Genomic DNA, 17,358 nt, shown 5'->3' with positions numbered 1-17,358 from the left:
CTTGTCAACGGAAAATCTGTCAGCGGAAGGCGTTCTGGCCGGTGAAGGCTTGGCCGAGAACGAGCTGGTGCATCTCCGGAGTCCCCTCGTAGGTGAGGACGGACTCCAGGTTGACCATGTGCCGGATGATGGGGAATTCGAGCGATATACCGTTGCCGCCCAGGATGGTTCGCGCGGTGCGGCAGATCTCGATGGCCTCGCGGGTGTTGTTGAGCTTGCCGAAGCTCACCTGCTCCGGACGCAGCCCGACCGAATCCTTGAGCCGGCCCAGATGCAGCGAGAGCAGCTGGCCCTTGTGCAACTCGACCGCCATGTCGGCGAGTTTGGCCTGCGTGAGCTGGAATCCGGCGATCGGCCGCCCGAACTGGTTGCGCTGCATCGAATAGTCCCGGGCGGCCTGCCATGCCGAGCGGGCCGCGCCCATCGCACCCCAGATGATGCCGTAACGCGCCTCGGACAGACTCGACAGCGGCGCCTTCACCCCGCGGCCTTCGGGCATCATCGCATCGGCGGGCAGGCGCACCTCGTCGAGAACCAGTTCGCTGGTGATGGAGGCCCGCAGCGAGAGCTTGTGCTTGATGGTGTGCGCGGTGAAGCCTTCGGTGTCGGTGGGCACGATGAAGCCGCGGATGCCCTCGTCGGTATTCGCCCACACCACCGCGACATCGGCGATCGAGCCGTTGGTGATCCACATCTTGCGGCCGTTGAGGATCCAGTCGTCGCCGTCGCGCTTGGCACGGGTCTGCATGGCCGATGGATCGCTACCGACATCGGGCTCGGTCAGACCGAAACAACCGATGATCTCACCCGCCGCCATCCCCGGCAGCCACCGCTGTTTCTGCTCCTCGGAACCGTTGTTCCAGATGGAGAACATCGCCAGCGAACCCTGCACCGAGACCAGCGAGCGAATTCCGGAATCGCAGGCCTCGAGTTCCAGGCAGGCCAGGCCGTAGTGCACCGCGGAGGAACCTCCGCAGCCGTAGCCTTCCAGATGCATCCCCAGGACACCGAGTTTGCCGAACTCCCTGGCCAGTTCGCGAGCCGACGGGAGGTCTCCGGCCTCGAACCACTCGGCGATGTGCGGGGTGATGTGCTCGGCACAGAAGCCGCGCACGCTGTCGCGTACGGCCCGTTCGTCCTCGGTGAGCAGCGAATCGAGACTCAGCGGATCGAGTGCGTCGAATGCGGGTGGGCGGTTGGCGCTCATGCGTTTTCCTTGTCCGGATAGGTGAACAGGCCGGCCGCGGCATCGGCGCGGGCCTGTTCGGTGACTTTGTAATGCAACTTCTTGCCGGTGGCCGATACCGGCAGCGAGTCGACGAACCGGTAGGCCCGCGGGCGCTTGAAGGCCGAGAGCATCGGATGGTCGCGGCAGTGACGATCCAGATCCGCGACGCCGAGTCCCGGATCTCCGGCGACCACATAGGCGACGACGAGCTGTCCCCAGCGGTCATCCGGAATTCCCACCACCAGTGCATCATCCACGCCGGGGTGCTCGTTGAGCGCCTCCTCGACCTGGACCGGATGGACATTCTCACCGCCGGAGATCACCATGTCGTCCTTGCGGCCGACGATGGTGACGAATTCCCGCTCGTCCCAGGTGGCGAGGTCACCGATGTAGAGCCAGCCGTTGTGGAACTTGCGGGCCTCCTGATCGGGTGAATCGGAGTAGGCGTTGGCGCCCTTGGGGGAGCGGACGATGACCTCACCGACCTCGCTACCGTCCTTGGCCACCGTCTCGTGCGGTTCGGCGAGCCGATCGTCGAAGACCCGCACCACCGCGACATCGTCATCGATGCACGCGCGTCCCGCGGTACCGGCCATCGCGGGCAGATCGGTGGGCCGAAGGAAGGTGTTCCAGAAGCCCTCGGTGCTGCCGTAGCCGTTGAAGATGTTGGGATTCAACACCTTCTGATACCGCAGGGCCGCCTCCCGTTCCAGCGGGGCGCCCATGGTGACGATGCCGCGCAGCGTGGACAGGTCACGCGGCCTGGCTTCCTGCGCGTGCGCGAGCATCGCCAGATTCGTCGGCGCGCCGATGAGGAAGGTCAGTCCGTAACGCTGCACGTAGTCGAGCGTGGCGTCGGCGTCGAAGGCCCGCATCGGCACCAGCGACGAGCCCAGATAGAACGTGGGGTTGGGTCCGGCGCAATACAATCCGCCTCGATGGAACCACGGTGTCATGTTCAGCGTCTTGTCCTCGGGCGACAGCGGGAAGTGCATGATCACGTCGTGGGCGCTGAAGATCTCGGCCATGCTGTTGAGCGGGACGCCCTTCGGCATTCCGGTGGTGCCGGAGGTGTAGAGGCGGGTGGTCTCGTTCCACACCGTGCGCTGGATGTCGAGCGGCCGCGCCGTCTCGGCGAACAGCTCGCCGAAGCGGATGGCGCCCGGTAGCGGTTCGCCCGCACCGACCGCGACCAGCACCTGCGGGCGATGAGTGCTGCGCTCCAGCGCATCTCGCACCATCTCGGTGAGATCGGTGTCGTAGACGAAGATCCGCGGCCGGCTCGAGTTCAGGATGTACGACGTCTCACCGGCCGCGAGCCGGAAGTTCATCGGTGAACCGACCGCGCCCGCGGCCTGCGTCGCCAGATACAGGCTGGCGAACTCGATTCCGTTGAACAGCTGATAGGCCACGACATCGTCCGGTGCCGCGCCCGCGTCGACGAGGCCGGTGGCCAGCCGGTCGACCTGCTCGCCGAGTTTGGCGTAGGTGAGGGTGGTCCCGGTCAGGGGGTCCTCGATCGCCGGGCGGTGGGCGTAGCGGTGGACGTTGCGCCGAAAACCGTTGAGATAGGTGAAATCGTGTTCGAAATACTGCCGGTAGGCATGCGCGTCGTACATCTGATTCGTCCTCCGAGATCTCCGCCGGCCGGTCAGCCGGCCATGGTGAGGCCGCCGCTGACGCTGATCACCTGACCGGTGATGAACGACGCGTCGGCGGAGGCGAAGAAGAGGGCGGGTGCGGCGACCTCCTCGGGCCGGGCGAGGCGGCGGAACGGAATCGCCTTGATGAGAGCCTCTTTCAGCTTCTCGTCCTGCGACTGGAACAGCGGGGTGTCGGTCGGGCCGGGGCAGACACAGTTGACGGTGATCGAGTGCCGGGCCATCTCCCGGGCCAGCGACTTGGTGAGCGCGATGACACCACCCTTGGCGCCGGCATAGATGGTTTCGCCGGAGCTGCCGACCCGGCCGGCGTCGCTGGCGAGGTTGATCACCCGTCCGCCGCCGGCCTCCACCATGCCGGGCAGGAACGCGCTGCACATGTGGACCGGTCCGAGGTAGTTGATCGCGACGACCTTCTGTGCGAATTCCGGTGTGGCATTGAGGAATTTGTCGGTGCGATCCCAGCCGGCGGCGTTGACCAGCACGGAGGGGACGCCGACCTCGGCGTGCACCTGGTCGCGCAGGGCGGCGACCTGGGCGGCGTCGGCGATGTCCACCTTCATGGCGAAGATGCGATCGGACCGCTCCTCGGCGGTGCGCTTGGCGGCATCGAGGTCGAGGTCGGCGGCCACGACCTTGTCGCCGCGTGCGGCCAGCGCCAGCGTGATCGCGCGCCCGATACCCGAACCCGCTCCGGTGACGACTGCAATGTTGTTGTCGCTCATGATATTTCGTTCCTCAGTTGCTGGTGACCGCGCGGGCGGAGGGGAAATTGGGTGCGCGCTTCTCGCGCAGAGCGGTGTAACCCTCGGTGACGTCGGGGCCCATGAAGCAGAGCATTTCGTAGGCGGCGGACTGGTCGAAGATCGGACCGGCCTGCTTGAGCCAGTTGTTGAGCGCCTTCTTGGTCCACCGGATCGCCAGCTGGGAACCGCCGGCGAGCTTGTTCGCGACGGCCAGTGCGTCGTCGAGTACCTGCTCGCGGGGCACCGCGCTGGTGACCATGCCGATCCGCTCCGCCTCGGCGCCGACGACCATCTCGCCGGTCAGCAGGTAGTACTTGGCCTTGGCCATACCGGACAGCAGTGGCCACAGGATCGCGGCGTGATCGCCGGCGGCGACGCCGAGCTTCACATGCCCGTCGCCGAGCTTGGCGTCCTCGGCGCAGATCGAGATGTCCGAGAGCAGGGCCACCACGAGACCCGCGCCGACGGCGACGCCGTTGACGGCGGCCACGACCGGCTTCTCGCAATTGATCATGTTGTAGACCAGATCGCTCATCTCCTGGAGCATGTTCGCGACCCGCTCGTGGTTACCGGCCATCCGCTCGACCATGGCCAGATCGCCGCCGGCGGAGAAGGCCTTACCCGCGCCCGTGATCACCGCGACCCGGGTCTCCTGGTCGGCGGACACATCCGACCAGACCCGCGCCAGCTCGGCGTGCATCTGCTCATCGGCGGCGTTGTACTTCTCCGGCCGGTCGATGGTGATGAGCAGGACGCCGTCTTCGAGGCGTTTGAACGTCAGCTGCTCATAGGTCGAGAAATCCATGGCCTGTCCTCGCGAATAGGGGTGTGAGTGAATTGGCATTTGTTGTGAATGAACGTACATTCAACGCCGTTGATGTGTCAAGGGCCACAAGGCGCCGGGAATCGTGGGTTCGCTGACAGCTCGCCGGGCGGATGCAACGATGATCGGTATGGGCGATTCCGACGACCGCTGGTACTACTGCCTCAAGCACAACCGTCCCGAACAGGGCAAACGCTGCTGGTTCGCCGATCGGATGGGTCCCTACCCCGATCGGGCCACCGCCGAACGCGCGTTGGAGATCGTGCGTGAGCGCAATGCCCGTGAGGATGCCCGCGACGGCAAGGATTGAGGTGCTCCCGGGCAGCTCGTCGGCCCTCAGGGAGGTGGGCTACGGTTCTCCACAGCAGCGTTGTGCCCGAATCCGGAGTGGGCGCGCAGTCAGGTCGATTCGAGCGGAGGGCGACTTGTGAAGGTGACCGTGGTGGTGCCGACCTACAACGAGCGGGAGAACCTGCCGGTGGCGGTGGAGCGACTCACCGCATTATCGGTTGCCGACCTGCACGTTCTCGTCGTCGACGACAACTCACCGGACGGTACCGGTGAGGTTGCCGACAAGCTGGCCGTCGAACTCCCGGACACCGTGAGTGTGCTGCACCGCACCGAGAAGGACGGCCTGGGCCGCGCCTACATCGCCGGTATCACCCAGGCGCTCGACGAAGGCGCCGATGTGATCATCCAGATGGACGCCGATCTGTCCCACCCGGCCGAGGTGATTCCCGCCATGCTGGACAAGCTCGAGAGCTCCGGCGCCGGAGTGGTGCTGGGCTCGCGTTACGTTCCCGGGGGTTCCACCGCCGCGGAGTGGAAGTGGTACCGCAAGGCGCTGTCGGCCTGGGCGAACTTCTACGTGAACGCGATCCTGCGGCTCGGCGTCAAGGACGCGACCGCCGGATTCAAGGCGTGGAAGGCCGATACGCTGCGGGCCATCGATGTGGCCTCCATCCACAGCAACGGCTACTCCTTCCAGGTCGAGATGAACTACCGCACGATCAAGCAGGGGATCTCGATCGCCGAGGTGCCGATCCGCTTCGAGGAGCGCACCAAGGGCGCGTCGAAGATGAGCCTGAAGGTGCAGCTGGAATCGGCCCTCATGCCGTGGAAGCTGCTGGTCGGCCGCAGCGTCTAGTTGTCACCAACCTGATGGCCGGGTACAGCTAGTCGCTGTCCGGCCAGTCGCGCAGCGTATCGATGAACAGCTGACGCACGCCCGCGATCTCGGCATCCATCTCGCCCGGATCCCAGTCGCCGACATCGATCGGCGGTAGTACCGCCACATCCACCGTGCCCTTGCGGACGATCGCCGAATTCCGCCAGGCGATTTCGCCCGCATTGCGGATCACGATCGGAATGACGGGAACCCCGGCCGCGATCGCGATGTGGAAGGCGCCTTTCTTGAACGGGCCGATCCGCGGCGTCAACGACCGCGTGCCTTCCGGTGCCACCACGAGCGACAAGCCGCCGCGCAGCGTATCGACGACCGGTTCGAGCGCCGCCTTCGCACTCGTCGTATCGGAGCGATCGATGAAGGTCGCGTCGGCGAACCGCAGCAGCGGGCCGAAGACCGGATTGGCAGTGACCTCCTTCTTCACTATCGCCGTGAATCCGGAACGCAGGACCTGTGCCAGCACCACCATGTCGAACTGGCTCTGATGATTGAACAGGAACACCGCCGGCCGGGGCCGCCGGGCGTATTCGGCGCCGGTCACCCGGATGCGCACACCGGTGGTGCGCAGCGTGGCATCGGCGGCGGTGGCGATCATGGCGTCGGCCATGGATCGATGGTCGCGGGTCGTTGCCCTGGCGGCGACCCCGGCGGCGGCGCCGCTCAGCAGGCCCGCGAAACCGATTGCGGTGCGGGCGTAATCGCCGGCGCGCGCCGATTCGCGTGGCCGGAAGGTCAGTATGGGCCAGTCCTGTTCCCCCGCGGTCATGGCCATACGCGGGCCCGGATTCACCGCGACCGGATGGCCGACCGACTCCAGCAGCGGAATATCGGGTGCGGCATCGGCATAGGCGTAACTCTCGGCCGGATCGATGTCGTGCTCGAGCGCGAAACGCCGGACCGCGGCAGCTTTCTCGTTGCGCCACAGCGGTTTCCCCTCGGTGAAACCGGTGAGAACGCCCTCCGAGACCGCCATTTCCGTGCACAGTACGTGGTCGATGCCGAGCTCGCGGGCCGTGGGCAGCACCTGGAACCGGGTGAGACTGCTCGCCAGCACGACGGTGTGCCCGGCGTCCCGGTGTTCCCGAATCAGTTGCCACGCTTCGGGATACACATGGCCGTGGATGGTGCTGCGGAACAGTCGCTCGCCGATGTCGGTGAGCTCGTCCGGCGAATGCCCTGCCCACACATGGGTGGTGCGTTGCAGGAATCGCTCGTATTCGCCCTCGGTGCGGGAACCGCGGATACTGGTCAGCAGCGTATCGGCGAGGGCGTGTCCGGCGTCGCGGTGCCGTAGCATCCGCAGCGGTGCGGCGGCAGGAGTGAATCCGGCCACCACCGTTCCGCCGAAATCGAATACGGCGGCCACCCGCGGCCCCTGCGGGCCCGTCCGGATGGCCGAGATCGCTTCGTCGAGATTCACACGGTCTCCCGTGGTGCGCGATTGGACGGGTCGAGGGTGGCGGCACGCGAGATCCGGGCGCCGATGGTGGCCAGCTCCTCGGCCAGTTCGCGGCGGCGGGTGGCCAGATCGGGGGTTCCCGGATCGAGCAGGCCGTAGTTCTCCGCGAGTTTCAGTGCACTGGAGAACAATTCGGACGACACCGATTCCGGGCTGTGCAGTCGCTGCTGTAGCAGCATCTGGCGTCCGACGGCCAGGCATTCGTCGATGAACTGCTTGCGGTCCAGTGGTTCGGCCGGATCGGCGGCGGCCAGGCGCTCGGCGACCACGAGCTGGGCATCGAAGAACGACCGCACCACGCGGTGGGCCATGATGAAGCCGGAATCGGCCAGGGCGCAGACGAGTTCGCCGGCGTTGTCGCGCTGTTCCCAATCTCGATCCACCAGAAGCATTTCCGCGCTCATCGCGGCGGCGAACTCGATGCGGTCGGGGAAGAAGAACTCGAATTTCAGCAGATCCCGCAGGCGATAGGCGGCATCCCAGATCGCCTCGATACCCGGTGCCGCACCGGCCTGCTGATCGGCCACTTCGAGGATCGCCAGCTCCAGAATCGCCCGGTCCACGAACCAGTGCACCGCACTGTTGCGATAGAACGCCGCCTCCAGATGGGCGCCGGTCTCGATCGAGTACACCGGTTCCAGGCCGCCGCGGTAGACGGTGACCACCTTCGCCGTCGACAACTGTTCCAGCACGACCGCGAGCCCCTGATCGTCGCGCAGTGTCTCGAGTTCGCCCGTGGGCAGGGCGCGGCGGCGAATGTAGCCCAGCAGCGGCTCCAGCACATGGCGCACCTCGCCGAGGGTGAGGGCGCGCTCGTGCACGCCGAGCAGGGTCAGTGTCACGAGCGCGTTGACCGTGATCGGCGTGACCGCGTTGATCCCGACCGCGACCTCGAAGGCCAAGCGCTGCACGGCCTTACGTTCCCGTTCCGACAGATCGTCGTCGTGCGCGTGGCCCGATGCCTGCTGCAGCGGGTCACCATGGACGGTGAGCCGGTTGCGCGCCGACAGCGGCTCGCCGAAGCGGACGTACACCCGTCCGGCGGAATGCTGCTGACTGCGGATGTAGCGGGCCAGCCAGGTGAGCCCCTCGGCCTTCTTGGTGCCGCCGACCTGCTCGGTCGCGATGGAACCGAGTTCATTGAGCCGCTCGTAGGTGATCGAGACTGGTACCAGCATCACATCGTCGATCCGCCGGGCGCGGATGGCGGCGGCCAGATAGTTGAGCAGTCCGAACCGGGGTGGGCGCAGCTTGCCCGTGCGGGTGCGCCCGCCCTCGAAGTACCACTCCAGATTGAATCGCTTGGCCAGCAGATACGCGAAGTACTCCTCGACCACAGCCTTGTAGACCTCGTCGTCACCGAAGCTGCGGCGAATGAAGACCGTGCCCGTGCGCCGCGCGATCGGTCCCATCGGCCAGAAGCTCAGATTCGCGCCGCCGATGACGTGATTGGGCGGGAAATCGTTGCGGGCCAGGGCATCCCCGAGGACGAAGGCGTCCACGTAGGACCGGTGCGAGGGCAGGAACACCAGTGGATGATTGCGGTTGAGCCGCCGCAGTGCGGCCAGCCCGGTGCGGTCGGCGTCGACCTTCCAGGTCGAGGCGTGCACCGGCCGCATGGCCTGGGTGAACAGGTCCGACACCAGCCGGCTCTGCGCGGCGACGAGCTCGCGAAGCGCCTTCTCCGCGCGCCGGTACACCTCCCGGGGCTCGCCGCCGGATTCGGTCGCGATGGTGTCGAGCCGGCGCAGGAATTCGGGGGAGTCGAGGATTTCCTCTACCACCAGCCGCGGCACCTTGTACCGGTCGCCGATCACGGCGCGTTCGGCGCGTTCCAGGGCCACCGTTCCCGCACGGACGATCGCGCGCGCGAACGGCTCCGAACTGCCGGCGACGGTGGGGTTGTTCGCGCGCAGATCGCTGAGGCGGGCCGGTTGGCCGGTGAGGATCAGATGCCGGTCGGGTGCCTTGTCCACGAGCCGGCGCTGCAGGATGCGGCGCGGACGGCGCGGATTGCTCATCAGGGCCAGATCGGCGAAGGTGGTGCGGCGCACCCCGTCTCGCTCCGCCGGCAGCCACAGCACCCGGACCGGGAGCACCAGCGGATCGTCGCGCCGGCCCACCAGCCGGGCGGCCACGGCGGTGGGGTCCAGATCGATCTGGGTGACCGCGGCGTCGACGCCGAGTTCCGCGGTGACGCCTCCTTCGGCCAGCCAGCCGCCGATCAGTTCGCGCTCGACCGCCGATACCGCGTCCACCAGGGCGACCACCGAACGCGGCATATCGTTCGCGGTAATCGGAGCCGGAATCCCGGCGACGTGATCGATCATGGCGGACCCTCCCTCTACGGCGCTCCACCATTCAAGCCCCCGGATGCGCATTCCCGCAGGAAGTTGGGCGCGACGCACGAAAAGCGAGATCGGTGTGCGATCCGGCACAAGACCTGCAAGGGCAGGTAATGCTAACCTCACCTCTGGTAGTTAGGTAAGCATAACCTTGGAGGAACGGTGTCGACCACGGACGAGCGGGTGCGAAGCGGTTATGAAGACGGTCCGGTGGCGATGGGTCGGGCGGCGGTCGCACCCGCCGATGCCATGGCCGCGCTGGCCGCGGCCGACCGATTCGGTGAGTACGTCTGCTACGAGGGCCCCGGCGGCTGGGTGTTCGCCGCCGATCCGATCGGCGGTATCGAACTGGATTCCGGCGAACTGCGGGTCGAATGGGAGGGCAGCACCACCGTCGAGCCCTGGCGGGGACGCCCGGCCGCGGTGATCGACGCGGCGCTGGCGAAATTGCCGCTGGCGGGCCGCAATGCCTATGGCTGGATCGGCTTCGAATTCTGTGCCTGGGCGCTGGACGCGGCGGCACACGTTCCCGAGCGGACCACGCTGGCGCATTTGATGATTCCGCGCATCGAGGTGCGTATCGACGCCGCGGGCGTGCGGGTGTCGGGTGCGACGCCGCACGAGACCGGCGAGATCCACGAGCTGATCGCCCACGCGGGCGATGCGGCACCGGTACAGGCTCGCCCGATCGATGTGAACATCGATCCGACCGATTACCGGGGCCGGGTCGCCGAGGCCGTCGCCGAGATCCGGTCCGGGCGCTATCAGAAGGTGATTCTGTCGCGCAAGGTGGATCTGCCGTTCCCCGTGGATGTTCCGCAGACCTACCGGCTGGGCCGTGCCAACAACACCCCCGCTCGCTCCTTCCTGCTGCGACTGGGCGGATTGGAAGCGGCGGGATTCAGTCCGGAACTGGTGGCCTCGGTCGACGACCACCGGGTGGTGACCACCGAACCGCTGGCCGGTACCCGTGCCTTCGGTCGCGGCGCCCAGGCCGATGCCGCGGCCCGCGCGGAACTGGTCGGCGATCCCAAGGAGATCGTCGAGCACGCGATCTCGGTGCAGACCTCGTTCGGTGAGATCGCCGAGGTGGCCGTGCCCGGCAGTACCGCGGTATCCGATTTCATGGCGGTGCGCGAGCGTGGCAGTGTGCAGCATCTGGCCTCCACGGTGCGGGGTGCGCTGGCGGACGGGAAGACCTCGTGGGACGCGCTCGAGACGCTGTTCCCCTCGGTGACCGCCTCGGGAATTCCCAAGCGCGCCGGCGTGGACGCGGTGTTCCGGTTGGACCACGATTCGCGCGGACTGTATTCCGGTGCGGTGGTGACCGTGTCGCCGACGGGCGCGCTCGAGGCGACGTTGGTGCTGCGCGCGATCTATCAGACCACCGAGGGTGCCTGGTTGCGTGCGGGCGCGGGGATCGTGTCGCAGTCGCAGCCCGAGCGTGAATTCACCGAGACCTGCGAAAAGCTCGGCAGCGTAGCGCCTTACGTGGTCGAAGCCTGAGCGACCGGAATCCGGAACGAGTCCCGGCGGGTGCCACCCGCCGGGACTCGTTGGTTCCGGCCCGATCTCTGCTCAGGCTTCGTTCGCGGTGTCGTGGGTCGCCCGCAATATCTTCTTGTCGATCTTCCCGACGGCGGTGAACGGCAGGGTGTCGGCCTGCCGCAGGATGTCGGGCAGCTTGTAGGTCGCCAGTCCGCGCTCGGTGAGGAAGTTCTTGATCTCCACCAGGCCGGGCATCGCACCATCGATCACCAGTACGGCGCAGACCTTTTCGCCGAGGGCCGGATCGGGCAGGCCCACCGCCGCGGCGTGCCGGACCGCCGGATGGGCGAGCAGATGCTCCTCGAGCTCGTCGCAGGAGATGTTCTCCCCGCCCCGGTTGATCACATCCTTGATGCGGCCGGAGACGATCAGATGGCCGCTGGGCAGCAGTCGCACCAGATCGCCGCTGCGGTAGAAACCGTCCGGCGTGAAGCCGCGGGAATTGTGTTCCGGCGCACGGTAGTAGCCGCGGATGGTGTAAGGGCCGCGGGTCAGCAGCTCACCCTCCTCGCCGGGCGCCACGTCATTGCCCTCGCCGTCGACGACTCGTACCTCGTCGGCCGGTGAGAGCGGGCGGCCCTGGGAGATGCAGATCAGGTCGTCGGGGTCGTCGAGCCGGGTGTAATTGATCAGTCCTTCTGCCATGCCGAAGACCTGCTGCAGTTTCGCACCCAGCGCGGGAGTGACCTCGCGGGCGTTGACCTCGGCCAGTTTCGCCCCGCCGACCTGCAGCAGCCGCAGGCTCGACAGATCGGCTTCCTCCCATTCGGTTGCCGCGCACCACAACTGGGCCAGCGGCGGGACCACCGCGGTGACCGTGACGCGGGACCGCTCGATGGTGGCGAATGCGTTCTCCGGACTCGGATCCGACAACATGACGATCGACGCGCCGGCGGAGATCGTCCCGAGGATGCCCGGGCACGACAGCGGGAAGTTGTGCGCGGCCGGCAGGGTCGCCATGTACACGTCGTCGGGGGTGAGTTCGCACAGTTCGGCACTGGCTCGGGCGTTGTAGGCGTAGTCGTCGTGGGTGCGCGCGATCAGTTTGGGCAGCCCGGTGGTGCCACCGGAGACGAGCATCAGCGCGATACCGGAAGCATCGACCTTCGGTAGCGAAACATCCTCGCGTGGAACGGAACCCAGGTCCAGATGCGGGCCGGGGTCACCGAGGATGAAGATCTTCCGCAGCGACGGCACCCGTTCGGCGACCGTGCCGGCGAGATCGCGATAGTCGAAGTCGCCGACCCGGTCGGCAGCGATGTATCCCACCGCGCCCGCCAGCCGCGTCAGATGTTCGATCTCGGCCTGCCGATGCGCGGGCAATGCCAGTACCGGCACGATTCCCGCGCGGAGCGCGCCGAACAGCACCTCGACGAATTCGCTCACATTCGGTAGCTGAACCACCACGCGATCACCGGATTCGATACCGGCGCCGAGTAGTCCGGCCGCCATTCGATCGGAGCGCCGGTCCAGTTCGGCGTAGTCGAGCGATCCGCTGCCGGTGTGTACGGCGGTTCGCTGGGGCCAGGTACGCGCCGCGGTGCGCAGCAGTTCACCCAGTGGCTCGCCGCGCCAATGGCCCGCGGCGCGACAGCGGTCGGCGAATTCGGGGGGAAACGGTACGAAACCATCGAGCAGATCCTGCCGGTCCGAGCTTGTCGAAGTCACGGGTACGCCTCCCGGGTCGAGCTGCGCAGCGTCGCTGCCGCCGTTAGATAGGTTAGGCAACCCTATATCAGCGCGGGGCCGCAGGCCCGCCCGGCCGCCCCGCCGCCGCGACCGCCCGCATGCCCACAACGACACATCGTGGCTGCGACCGGCCTAGACTCGACCGGGTGAGCGGTTGGAACATCTCCGATATTCCGGACCAGAGCGGTCGCACGGTCATTGTGACCGGTGCCAACAGCGGTCTCGGCGCGGTGACGACCAGGGCCCTGGCGGGCGCCGGCGCGCAGGTGATCATGGCCTGCCGCGACGAGGTGAAGGCCCGCGCGGTCGCCGACAGCATCGGCGGCCGGGTGCAGGTGCGCAGACTGGACCTCGCCGATCTGTCCTCGATCCGCGAATTCGCGCGCGGAATCGACGGCGACGGTGTCGACGTGCTGATCAACAACGCCGGTGTGATGGCGCTGCCACTGCGCCGTACCGCCGACGGATTCGAAATGCAGTTCGGCACCAACCATCTGGGCCATTTCGCGCTGACCGGCCTGCTGCTGGACAAGATCTCCGAGCGGGTTGTGACGGTGGCCAGCGGGGCCCATCTGATCGGCCGGATCGACCTGACCGATCCGAATTACGAACATCGTCGCTACGAGCGCTGGCGTGCCTACGGTCAATCCAAGCTGGCGAATCTGATGTTCGCCTACGAACTGCAGCGCCGGCTCACGGCGTCGGGGTCGTCGAAGGTCTCGGTGGCCGCGCATCCGGGCTATGCCTCGACCGAACTGCAGTCGCATACCGAATCCTTCCTGGATTCGATCATGTCGCTGGGTAACCGAATTCTCGCCCAGTCCGCCGAAATGGGTGCCCTGCCAAGTCTTTACGCGGCAACCGCGAAGGTCGAGCCGGGTGCGTTCTACGGTCCCGGTTCGTTGGGTGGCTTGCGTGGCCATCCGACCCGATCCGGTTCTTCGGCGGCTTCGCGAGACGAGGTCACCGCGCGTCGGCTGTGGGATCTGTCGGAGAAACTCACCCAGGTCGATTTCTCGTTCGCCCGGCGCTGACGCCGGGGCCGGGCCGGTTGCGGGTCGCGAATATCGGAATGTGACCGGCGTCACATCCGGTGGTGTCACACTGGGTGTGGCGACGTCGTCTCCCTCATGTAGCAACGCCACAACAGGAGGACACCGGTCATGGAACCCCGTTTCAATTCTTTCGGCAACGACCTCGCGATGAAGTTCGTCAAGCGGATCGGCAACGCCGGCCAGGTGGTCGACAACAGCACCCTGCCCAAGCCCACCCAGGAGCTGGTGAAACTGCGTGCCAGCCAGATCAACGGCTGTGGCTTCTGCACCGATATGCACTCCAAGGACGCGGCCGCCGCGGGCGAGACCTCGGTGCGGCTGAACCTGGTCGCCGCCTGGCGTGAGGCCGTCGTCTTCACCGAGGCCGAGCGTGCCGCGCTCGCACTCACCGAAGAGGGCACCCGTCTCGCCGATATCCACCGCGGTATCAGCGACGAGACCTGGCAGCAGGTCCGCAAGCACTACGACGAGGATCAGATCGCCGCGCTGATCGCGCTGATCGCCCTGATCAACGCCTACAACCGGCTCAATGTCATCGCCGGAACCCCGGCCGGTGAATACCAGCCCGGTATGTTCGGCTGATCGGTTGCGGACGAATCCGGGCCCGGCACAGGATCTTTCGATCCCGGCCGGGCCCCGCCGCTTCCCGGGCGAGGTGTGGGGATGGTCACGTTCGGCGACCTGTCCACCGATTCGGCTCCGGCCGTCCTGGTACAGTCGCCCTCGTGCAGCGCGCGTATTTCTGGTTTATCGAGCCGGCCCCGGGTGGGTCGGTCGGTGACCCGCGCTGACCTTCACCCACCCACGAGCCGGATGACAGACCGGCTCCACGGGATTCGCTCGGATGGGTCGGCCTGAGATAAGGAACCCATCACCATGACCACAGCAGCAGATGTCGATGCGCCGCACAGTGACCTCGACGATCAGCGCACGCTGAAGATCAGTCCTCTGCTCTCGCCCGCCGAGGTGCGCCGCGAACATCCCATCGACGATGCGCTCGCCGACACCGTGCGCGCCGGTCGCGCCGCTACCGTCCAGGTGCTCGACGGCGCCGACGATCGCCTGATGGTGGTCGTGGGCCCGTGTTCGGTCCACGATCCCGAGGCCGCCCTCGACTACGCCCGCCGCCTCGCCGCCAAGAGTGCCGAACTGTCGGATCGTCTGCATGTGGTGATGCGGGTGTACTTCGAGAAGCCGCGGACCACGCTGGGGTGGAAGGGCCTGATCAACGATCCGCATCTGGATGGTTCGTTCGATGTGAAAACCGGGCTCGGACTCGGCCGGCGGCTGCTGGTCGACATCACCGGGCTCGGACTACCCGTGGCCTGTGAATTCCTCGATCCCATCACCCCGCAGTACATCGCGGATCTCGTCTCCTACGGCGCGATCGGGGCACGGACCGCGGCCAGCCAGGTCCACCGGCAGCTGTCGAGCGCGCTGTCGATGCCGGTCGGCATCAAGAACGGCACCGACGGCGACGTTCAGGTGGCCGTGGACGGTGTGCGCGCGGCCGGAGCCAGCCACGTCTTCCCGGGTACCGATCTCGACGGCCGCTCGGCACTCATCCGTACCAGCGGTAATCCGGACTGCCATGTGATCCTGCGCGGCGGCAGCTCGGGCACCAATTACGACGCGGAATCCGTGGCCCAGGCGTGCCTGCGGTTGGAGAAGGCCGGACTGCCGCGGCGAGTGGTGGTCGATGCCAGCCACGGCAACAGCAACAAGGACCATGCCAAGCAGGTCGACGTGGTCACCGACATCGCGAACCGGATCGCCGCCGGCGATCGCACGGTGGTCGGTGTGATGATGGAAAGCTTCCTGGTCGCGGGGCGTCAGGACCTCACACTGGGACATGCCGCGGAGCTGACCTACGGTCAGTCGATCACCGACGCGTGCCTGGACTGGGACACCACCGCCATCCAGCTGGATCGGCTGGCCGACGCGGTGGCTCGCCGCCGCTGACTTCATCCGTTCCGAAATCGGTTACGGGCCGTCGTCTTTCGTCACCGGCGGCGGCTCAGGACCGGTTCGGGCCGTGGGCCGCGTGCAATCTGCGGACCGCCTCGTCCAAGGTGTCGTCCCGCTTGCAGAATGCGAAGCGGATCGAGCGGTCCCAGGCCGCGCGATCGTCGGCGAAGACGCTCAGCGGCACCGCGGCCACGCCCAGCCGCTCCGGTAGCTCGCGGCAGAAGGTCAGCGCGTCGGCGGATGTCAGCGCGCTGATGTCGGCGCAGACGAAGTAGGTCGCATCGCTGCGTTTCACCGTGAATCCGGCGTCGTCGAGTGCCTCGGACAGGCGAATGCGTTTGTCCGACAGACTGTCCCGCAGCTCCCGCACCCATGCCTGCTCGTGTTCGAGCGCGTAGGCGACGGCCGGCTGGAACGGCCCGCCGCCGACGAAACTCAGGAACTGTTTGGCGGCGATCACGCCATCGATCAGCGGGGCCGGTCCGCAGGCCCAGCCGATCTTCCAGCCGGTGACGCTGAAGGTCTTGGCGGCACTGGAGACCACGACGGTGCGCTCGTACATGCCCGGTAGCGTCGAAATACTGATGTGGGTGTTGCCGTCGTAGACGAGATGTTCGTAGACCTCGTCGGAGACGACCACCAGATCGTGCTCCCGGGCGAGATCGGCGATCGCCTCCAGATCGGTCCGGGAGAACACCGCGCCGGTGGGATTGTGCGGTGTGTTCAGTAGCAGCATCCGGGTTTTCGGGGTGATCGCGGCGCGCAGACTGTCGAGGTCGAGAGCGAATCCGGGGCCGTCGGGCACCAGGCGTGCGGTGCGGCGGGTGGCGCCGGCGAGCGCGACGACCGCGGCGTAGGAGTCGTAGTACGGCTCGATCAGGACCACTTCCGAACCCGGTTCCGCCAGGCCCAGCACTGCCGCTGCCAGCGCTTCGGTCGCGCCGACGGTCACCAGCACCTCGCGGTCCACGTCGTAGTCGGTGCCGTAGCGCAGGCGCCGGTCCGTGGCGATCGCACGGCGCAGCACCGGCATCCCGCGACCGGGCGGGTACTGGTTGCCGCCCTCGGCGATCGCGGTGCGGGCGACCTCCAGCATCGCGGCGGGGCCGTCGGTATCGGGAAACCCCTGGCCGAGATTGACCGCGTCGTGCCGCACCGCCAGTTCGGTCATTTCCGCGAAGATCGTGGCACCGAATGGCCGCAGGCGAGCGACGGTGGGGATGGCTGACATGGTCTCAACGTAGCGACCCGCCCGTGCCGGCCCGCTTGCCGGTCGTTCGCCACAGTTGCGATGTGATAGCGAACAACTATGTTTCACATTAGTTTGATCGCTCTGACCTGCATGGTTGTCAGGTGTCCTAGCGGCAGCTAGCCTCCCCGTGTTCTATCTCACAACCACTTCGGTGGTGGCTCGAAAGGGGCGAAGTATGGCCTCGTATCTCGACCTTCTGCTGCATCCGGCGGCGGGCACGGTAATCGGATACATCAACGACACCCTGCACAACATCTTCGGCAACGATTGGGGCTGGGGTTCCTCGACGCCGAACTGGGGCACCGGATCGACGACCGGCAATTGGGGCCTGGGCTCCAGTACGCCGGATATGTGGACCGGATCGACCTCGTAAGGGGGCAGGGACGTAATGACCTTGT

The 17,358-nt window shown here is 66.8% G+C and carries 15 protein-coding genes; 7 read left to right on the top strand and 8 right to left on the bottom strand.

The window, feature by feature from the left end; genetic code table 11:
• Positions 1 to 19 precede the first annotated feature (19 nt).
• Genes AB0L57_RS13985 through AB0L57_RS13970 form a run of 4 tightly spaced genes read right to left on the bottom strand, consistent with a single transcriptional unit; the run spans position 20 to position 4,440 of the window.
• On the bottom strand, positions 20 to 1,207 hold the full coding sequence (locus tag AB0L57_RS13985) for an acyl-CoA dehydrogenase family protein (RefSeq protein ID WP_364961225.1): 1,188 nt from the start codon (positions 1,205 to 1,207) through the stop codon (positions 20 to 22).
• Complete coding sequence (locus AB0L57_RS13980; protein WP_364961224.1) at positions 1,204 to 2,847, bottom strand: AMP-binding protein; 1,644 nt, start codon at positions 2,845 to 2,847, stop codon at positions 1,204 to 1,206. The genes AB0L57_RS13985 and AB0L57_RS13980 overlap by 4 nt, the downstream gene beginning before the upstream one ends.
• A 32-nt stretch (positions 2,848 to 2,879) precedes the next feature.
• Positions 2,880 to 3,614 carry an SDR family oxidoreductase gene (locus AB0L57_RS13975; RefSeq protein ID WP_364961223.1) on the bottom strand — a complete coding sequence of 245 codons (735 nt, stop codon included), beginning with the start codon at positions 3,612 to 3,614 and terminating at the stop codon, positions 2,880 to 2,882.
• Between the two features lie 13 nt (positions 3,615 to 3,627).
• Positions 3,628 to 4,440 (bottom strand): enoyl-CoA hydratase/isomerase family protein, encoded by an 813-nt coding sequence (locus AB0L57_RS13970; protein ID WP_364961222.1) that lies wholly within the window; start codon positions 4,438 to 4,440, stop codon positions 3,628 to 3,630.
• A gap of 148 nt (positions 4,441 to 4,588) precedes the next feature.
• Here AB0L57_RS13970 and AB0L57_RS13965 point away from each other — a divergent pair, with 148 nt between their 5' ends.
• Both AB0L57_RS13965 and AB0L57_RS13960 read left to right on the top strand, forming a co-directional pair.
• Entirely contained in the window at positions 4,589 to 4,768 is a 180-nt protein-coding gene (locus AB0L57_RS13965; RefSeq protein ID WP_364961221.1) for a hypothetical protein, read from the top strand.
• A gap of 135 nt (positions 4,769 to 4,903) precedes the next feature.
• Entirely contained in the window at positions 4,904 to 5,605 is a 702-nt protein-coding gene (locus tag AB0L57_RS13960) for a polyprenol monophosphomannose synthase (protein WP_364961384.1), read from the top strand.
• 28 nt (positions 5,606 to 5,633) lie between these two features.
• Here AB0L57_RS13960 and AB0L57_RS13955 read toward each other — a convergent pair whose 3' ends face one another.
• The gene (locus AB0L57_RS13955; RefSeq protein ID WP_364961219.1) at positions 5,634 to 7,064 is read right to left on the bottom strand and encodes an HAD-IB family hydrolase; all 1,431 of its coding nucleotides are present in this window, start codon (positions 7,062 to 7,064) and stop codon (positions 5,634 to 5,636) included.
• Positions 7,061 to 9,433, bottom strand: coding sequence for a glycerol-3-phosphate 1-O-acyltransferase (locus AB0L57_RS13950; protein WP_364961217.1), 2,373 nt, complete (start codon positions 9,431 to 9,433; stop codon positions 7,061 to 7,063). Before AB0L57_RS13950 ends, AB0L57_RS13955 begins: the two co-directional genes overlap by 4 nt.
• Before the next feature lie 177 nt (positions 9,434 to 9,610).
• Here AB0L57_RS13950 and AB0L57_RS13945 point away from each other — a divergent pair, with 177 nt between their 5' ends.
• Positions 9,611 to 10,954: a salicylate synthase gene (locus AB0L57_RS13945; protein WP_364961215.1), complete on the top strand. Its 1,344-nt coding sequence runs from the start codon at positions 9,611 to 9,613 to the stop codon at positions 10,952 to 10,954.
• Between the two features lie 72 nt (positions 10,955 to 11,026).
• Here the strand turns inward: AB0L57_RS13945 and AB0L57_RS13940 are convergent, their stop codons facing one another.
• Positions 11,027 to 12,664 carry an AMP-binding protein gene (locus AB0L57_RS13940; RefSeq protein ID WP_364961214.1) on the bottom strand — a complete coding sequence of 546 codons (1,638 nt, stop codon included), beginning with the start codon at positions 12,662 to 12,664 and terminating at the stop codon, positions 11,027 to 11,029.
• Between the two features lie 167 nt (positions 12,665 to 12,831).
• Here AB0L57_RS13940 and AB0L57_RS13935 point away from each other — a divergent pair, with 167 nt between their 5' ends.
• The 3 genes from AB0L57_RS13935 to AB0L57_RS13925 all read left to right on the top strand — a co-directional run bounded on the left by AB0L57_RS13935 (position 12,832) and on the right by AB0L57_RS13925 (position 15,702).
• Complete coding sequence (locus AB0L57_RS13935; protein ID WP_364961212.1) at positions 12,832 to 13,719, top strand: oxidoreductase; 888 nt, start codon at positions 12,832 to 12,834, stop codon at positions 13,717 to 13,719.
• Positions 13,720 to 13,848: 129 nt separating this feature from the next.
• The gene (locus AB0L57_RS13930; protein WP_364961210.1) at positions 13,849 to 14,322 is read left to right on the top strand and encodes a carboxymuconolactone decarboxylase family protein; all 474 of its coding nucleotides are present in this window, start codon (positions 13,849 to 13,851) and stop codon (positions 14,320 to 14,322) included.
• 294 nt (positions 14,323 to 14,616) lie between these two features.
• The gene (locus tag AB0L57_RS13925; RefSeq protein WP_364961208.1) at positions 14,617 to 15,702 is read left to right on the top strand and encodes a 3-deoxy-7-phosphoheptulonate synthase; all 1,086 of its coding nucleotides are present in this window, start codon (positions 14,617 to 14,619) and stop codon (positions 15,700 to 15,702) included.
• Positions 15,703 to 15,757: 55 nt separating this feature from the next.
• Here AB0L57_RS13925 and AB0L57_RS13920 read toward each other — a convergent pair whose 3' ends face one another.
• Positions 15,758 to 16,939: a pyridoxal phosphate-dependent aminotransferase gene (locus AB0L57_RS13920; protein WP_364961206.1), complete on the bottom strand. Its 1,182-nt coding sequence runs from the start codon at positions 16,937 to 16,939 to the stop codon at positions 15,758 to 15,760.
• A 196-nt stretch (positions 16,940 to 17,135) separates the two neighbouring features.
• Here AB0L57_RS13920 and AB0L57_RS13915 point away from each other — a divergent pair, with 196 nt between their 5' ends.
• A complete protein-coding gene (locus AB0L57_RS13915; protein WP_364961205.1) occupies positions 17,136 to 17,333 on the top strand; it encodes a hypothetical protein in 198 nt (65 codons plus the stop codon).
• Positions 17,334 to 17,358: the final 25 nt, after the last annotated feature.

This window comes from Nocardia sp. NPDC052254 (assembly GCF_040679495.1).
Taxonomy (GTDB): domain Bacteria; phylum Actinomycetota; class Actinomycetes; order Mycobacteriales; family Mycobacteriaceae; genus Nocardia.
The sequence above is the reverse complement of the archived record's forward strand: the minus strand, read 5'-3'. Positions and strand labels throughout refer to the sequence as shown.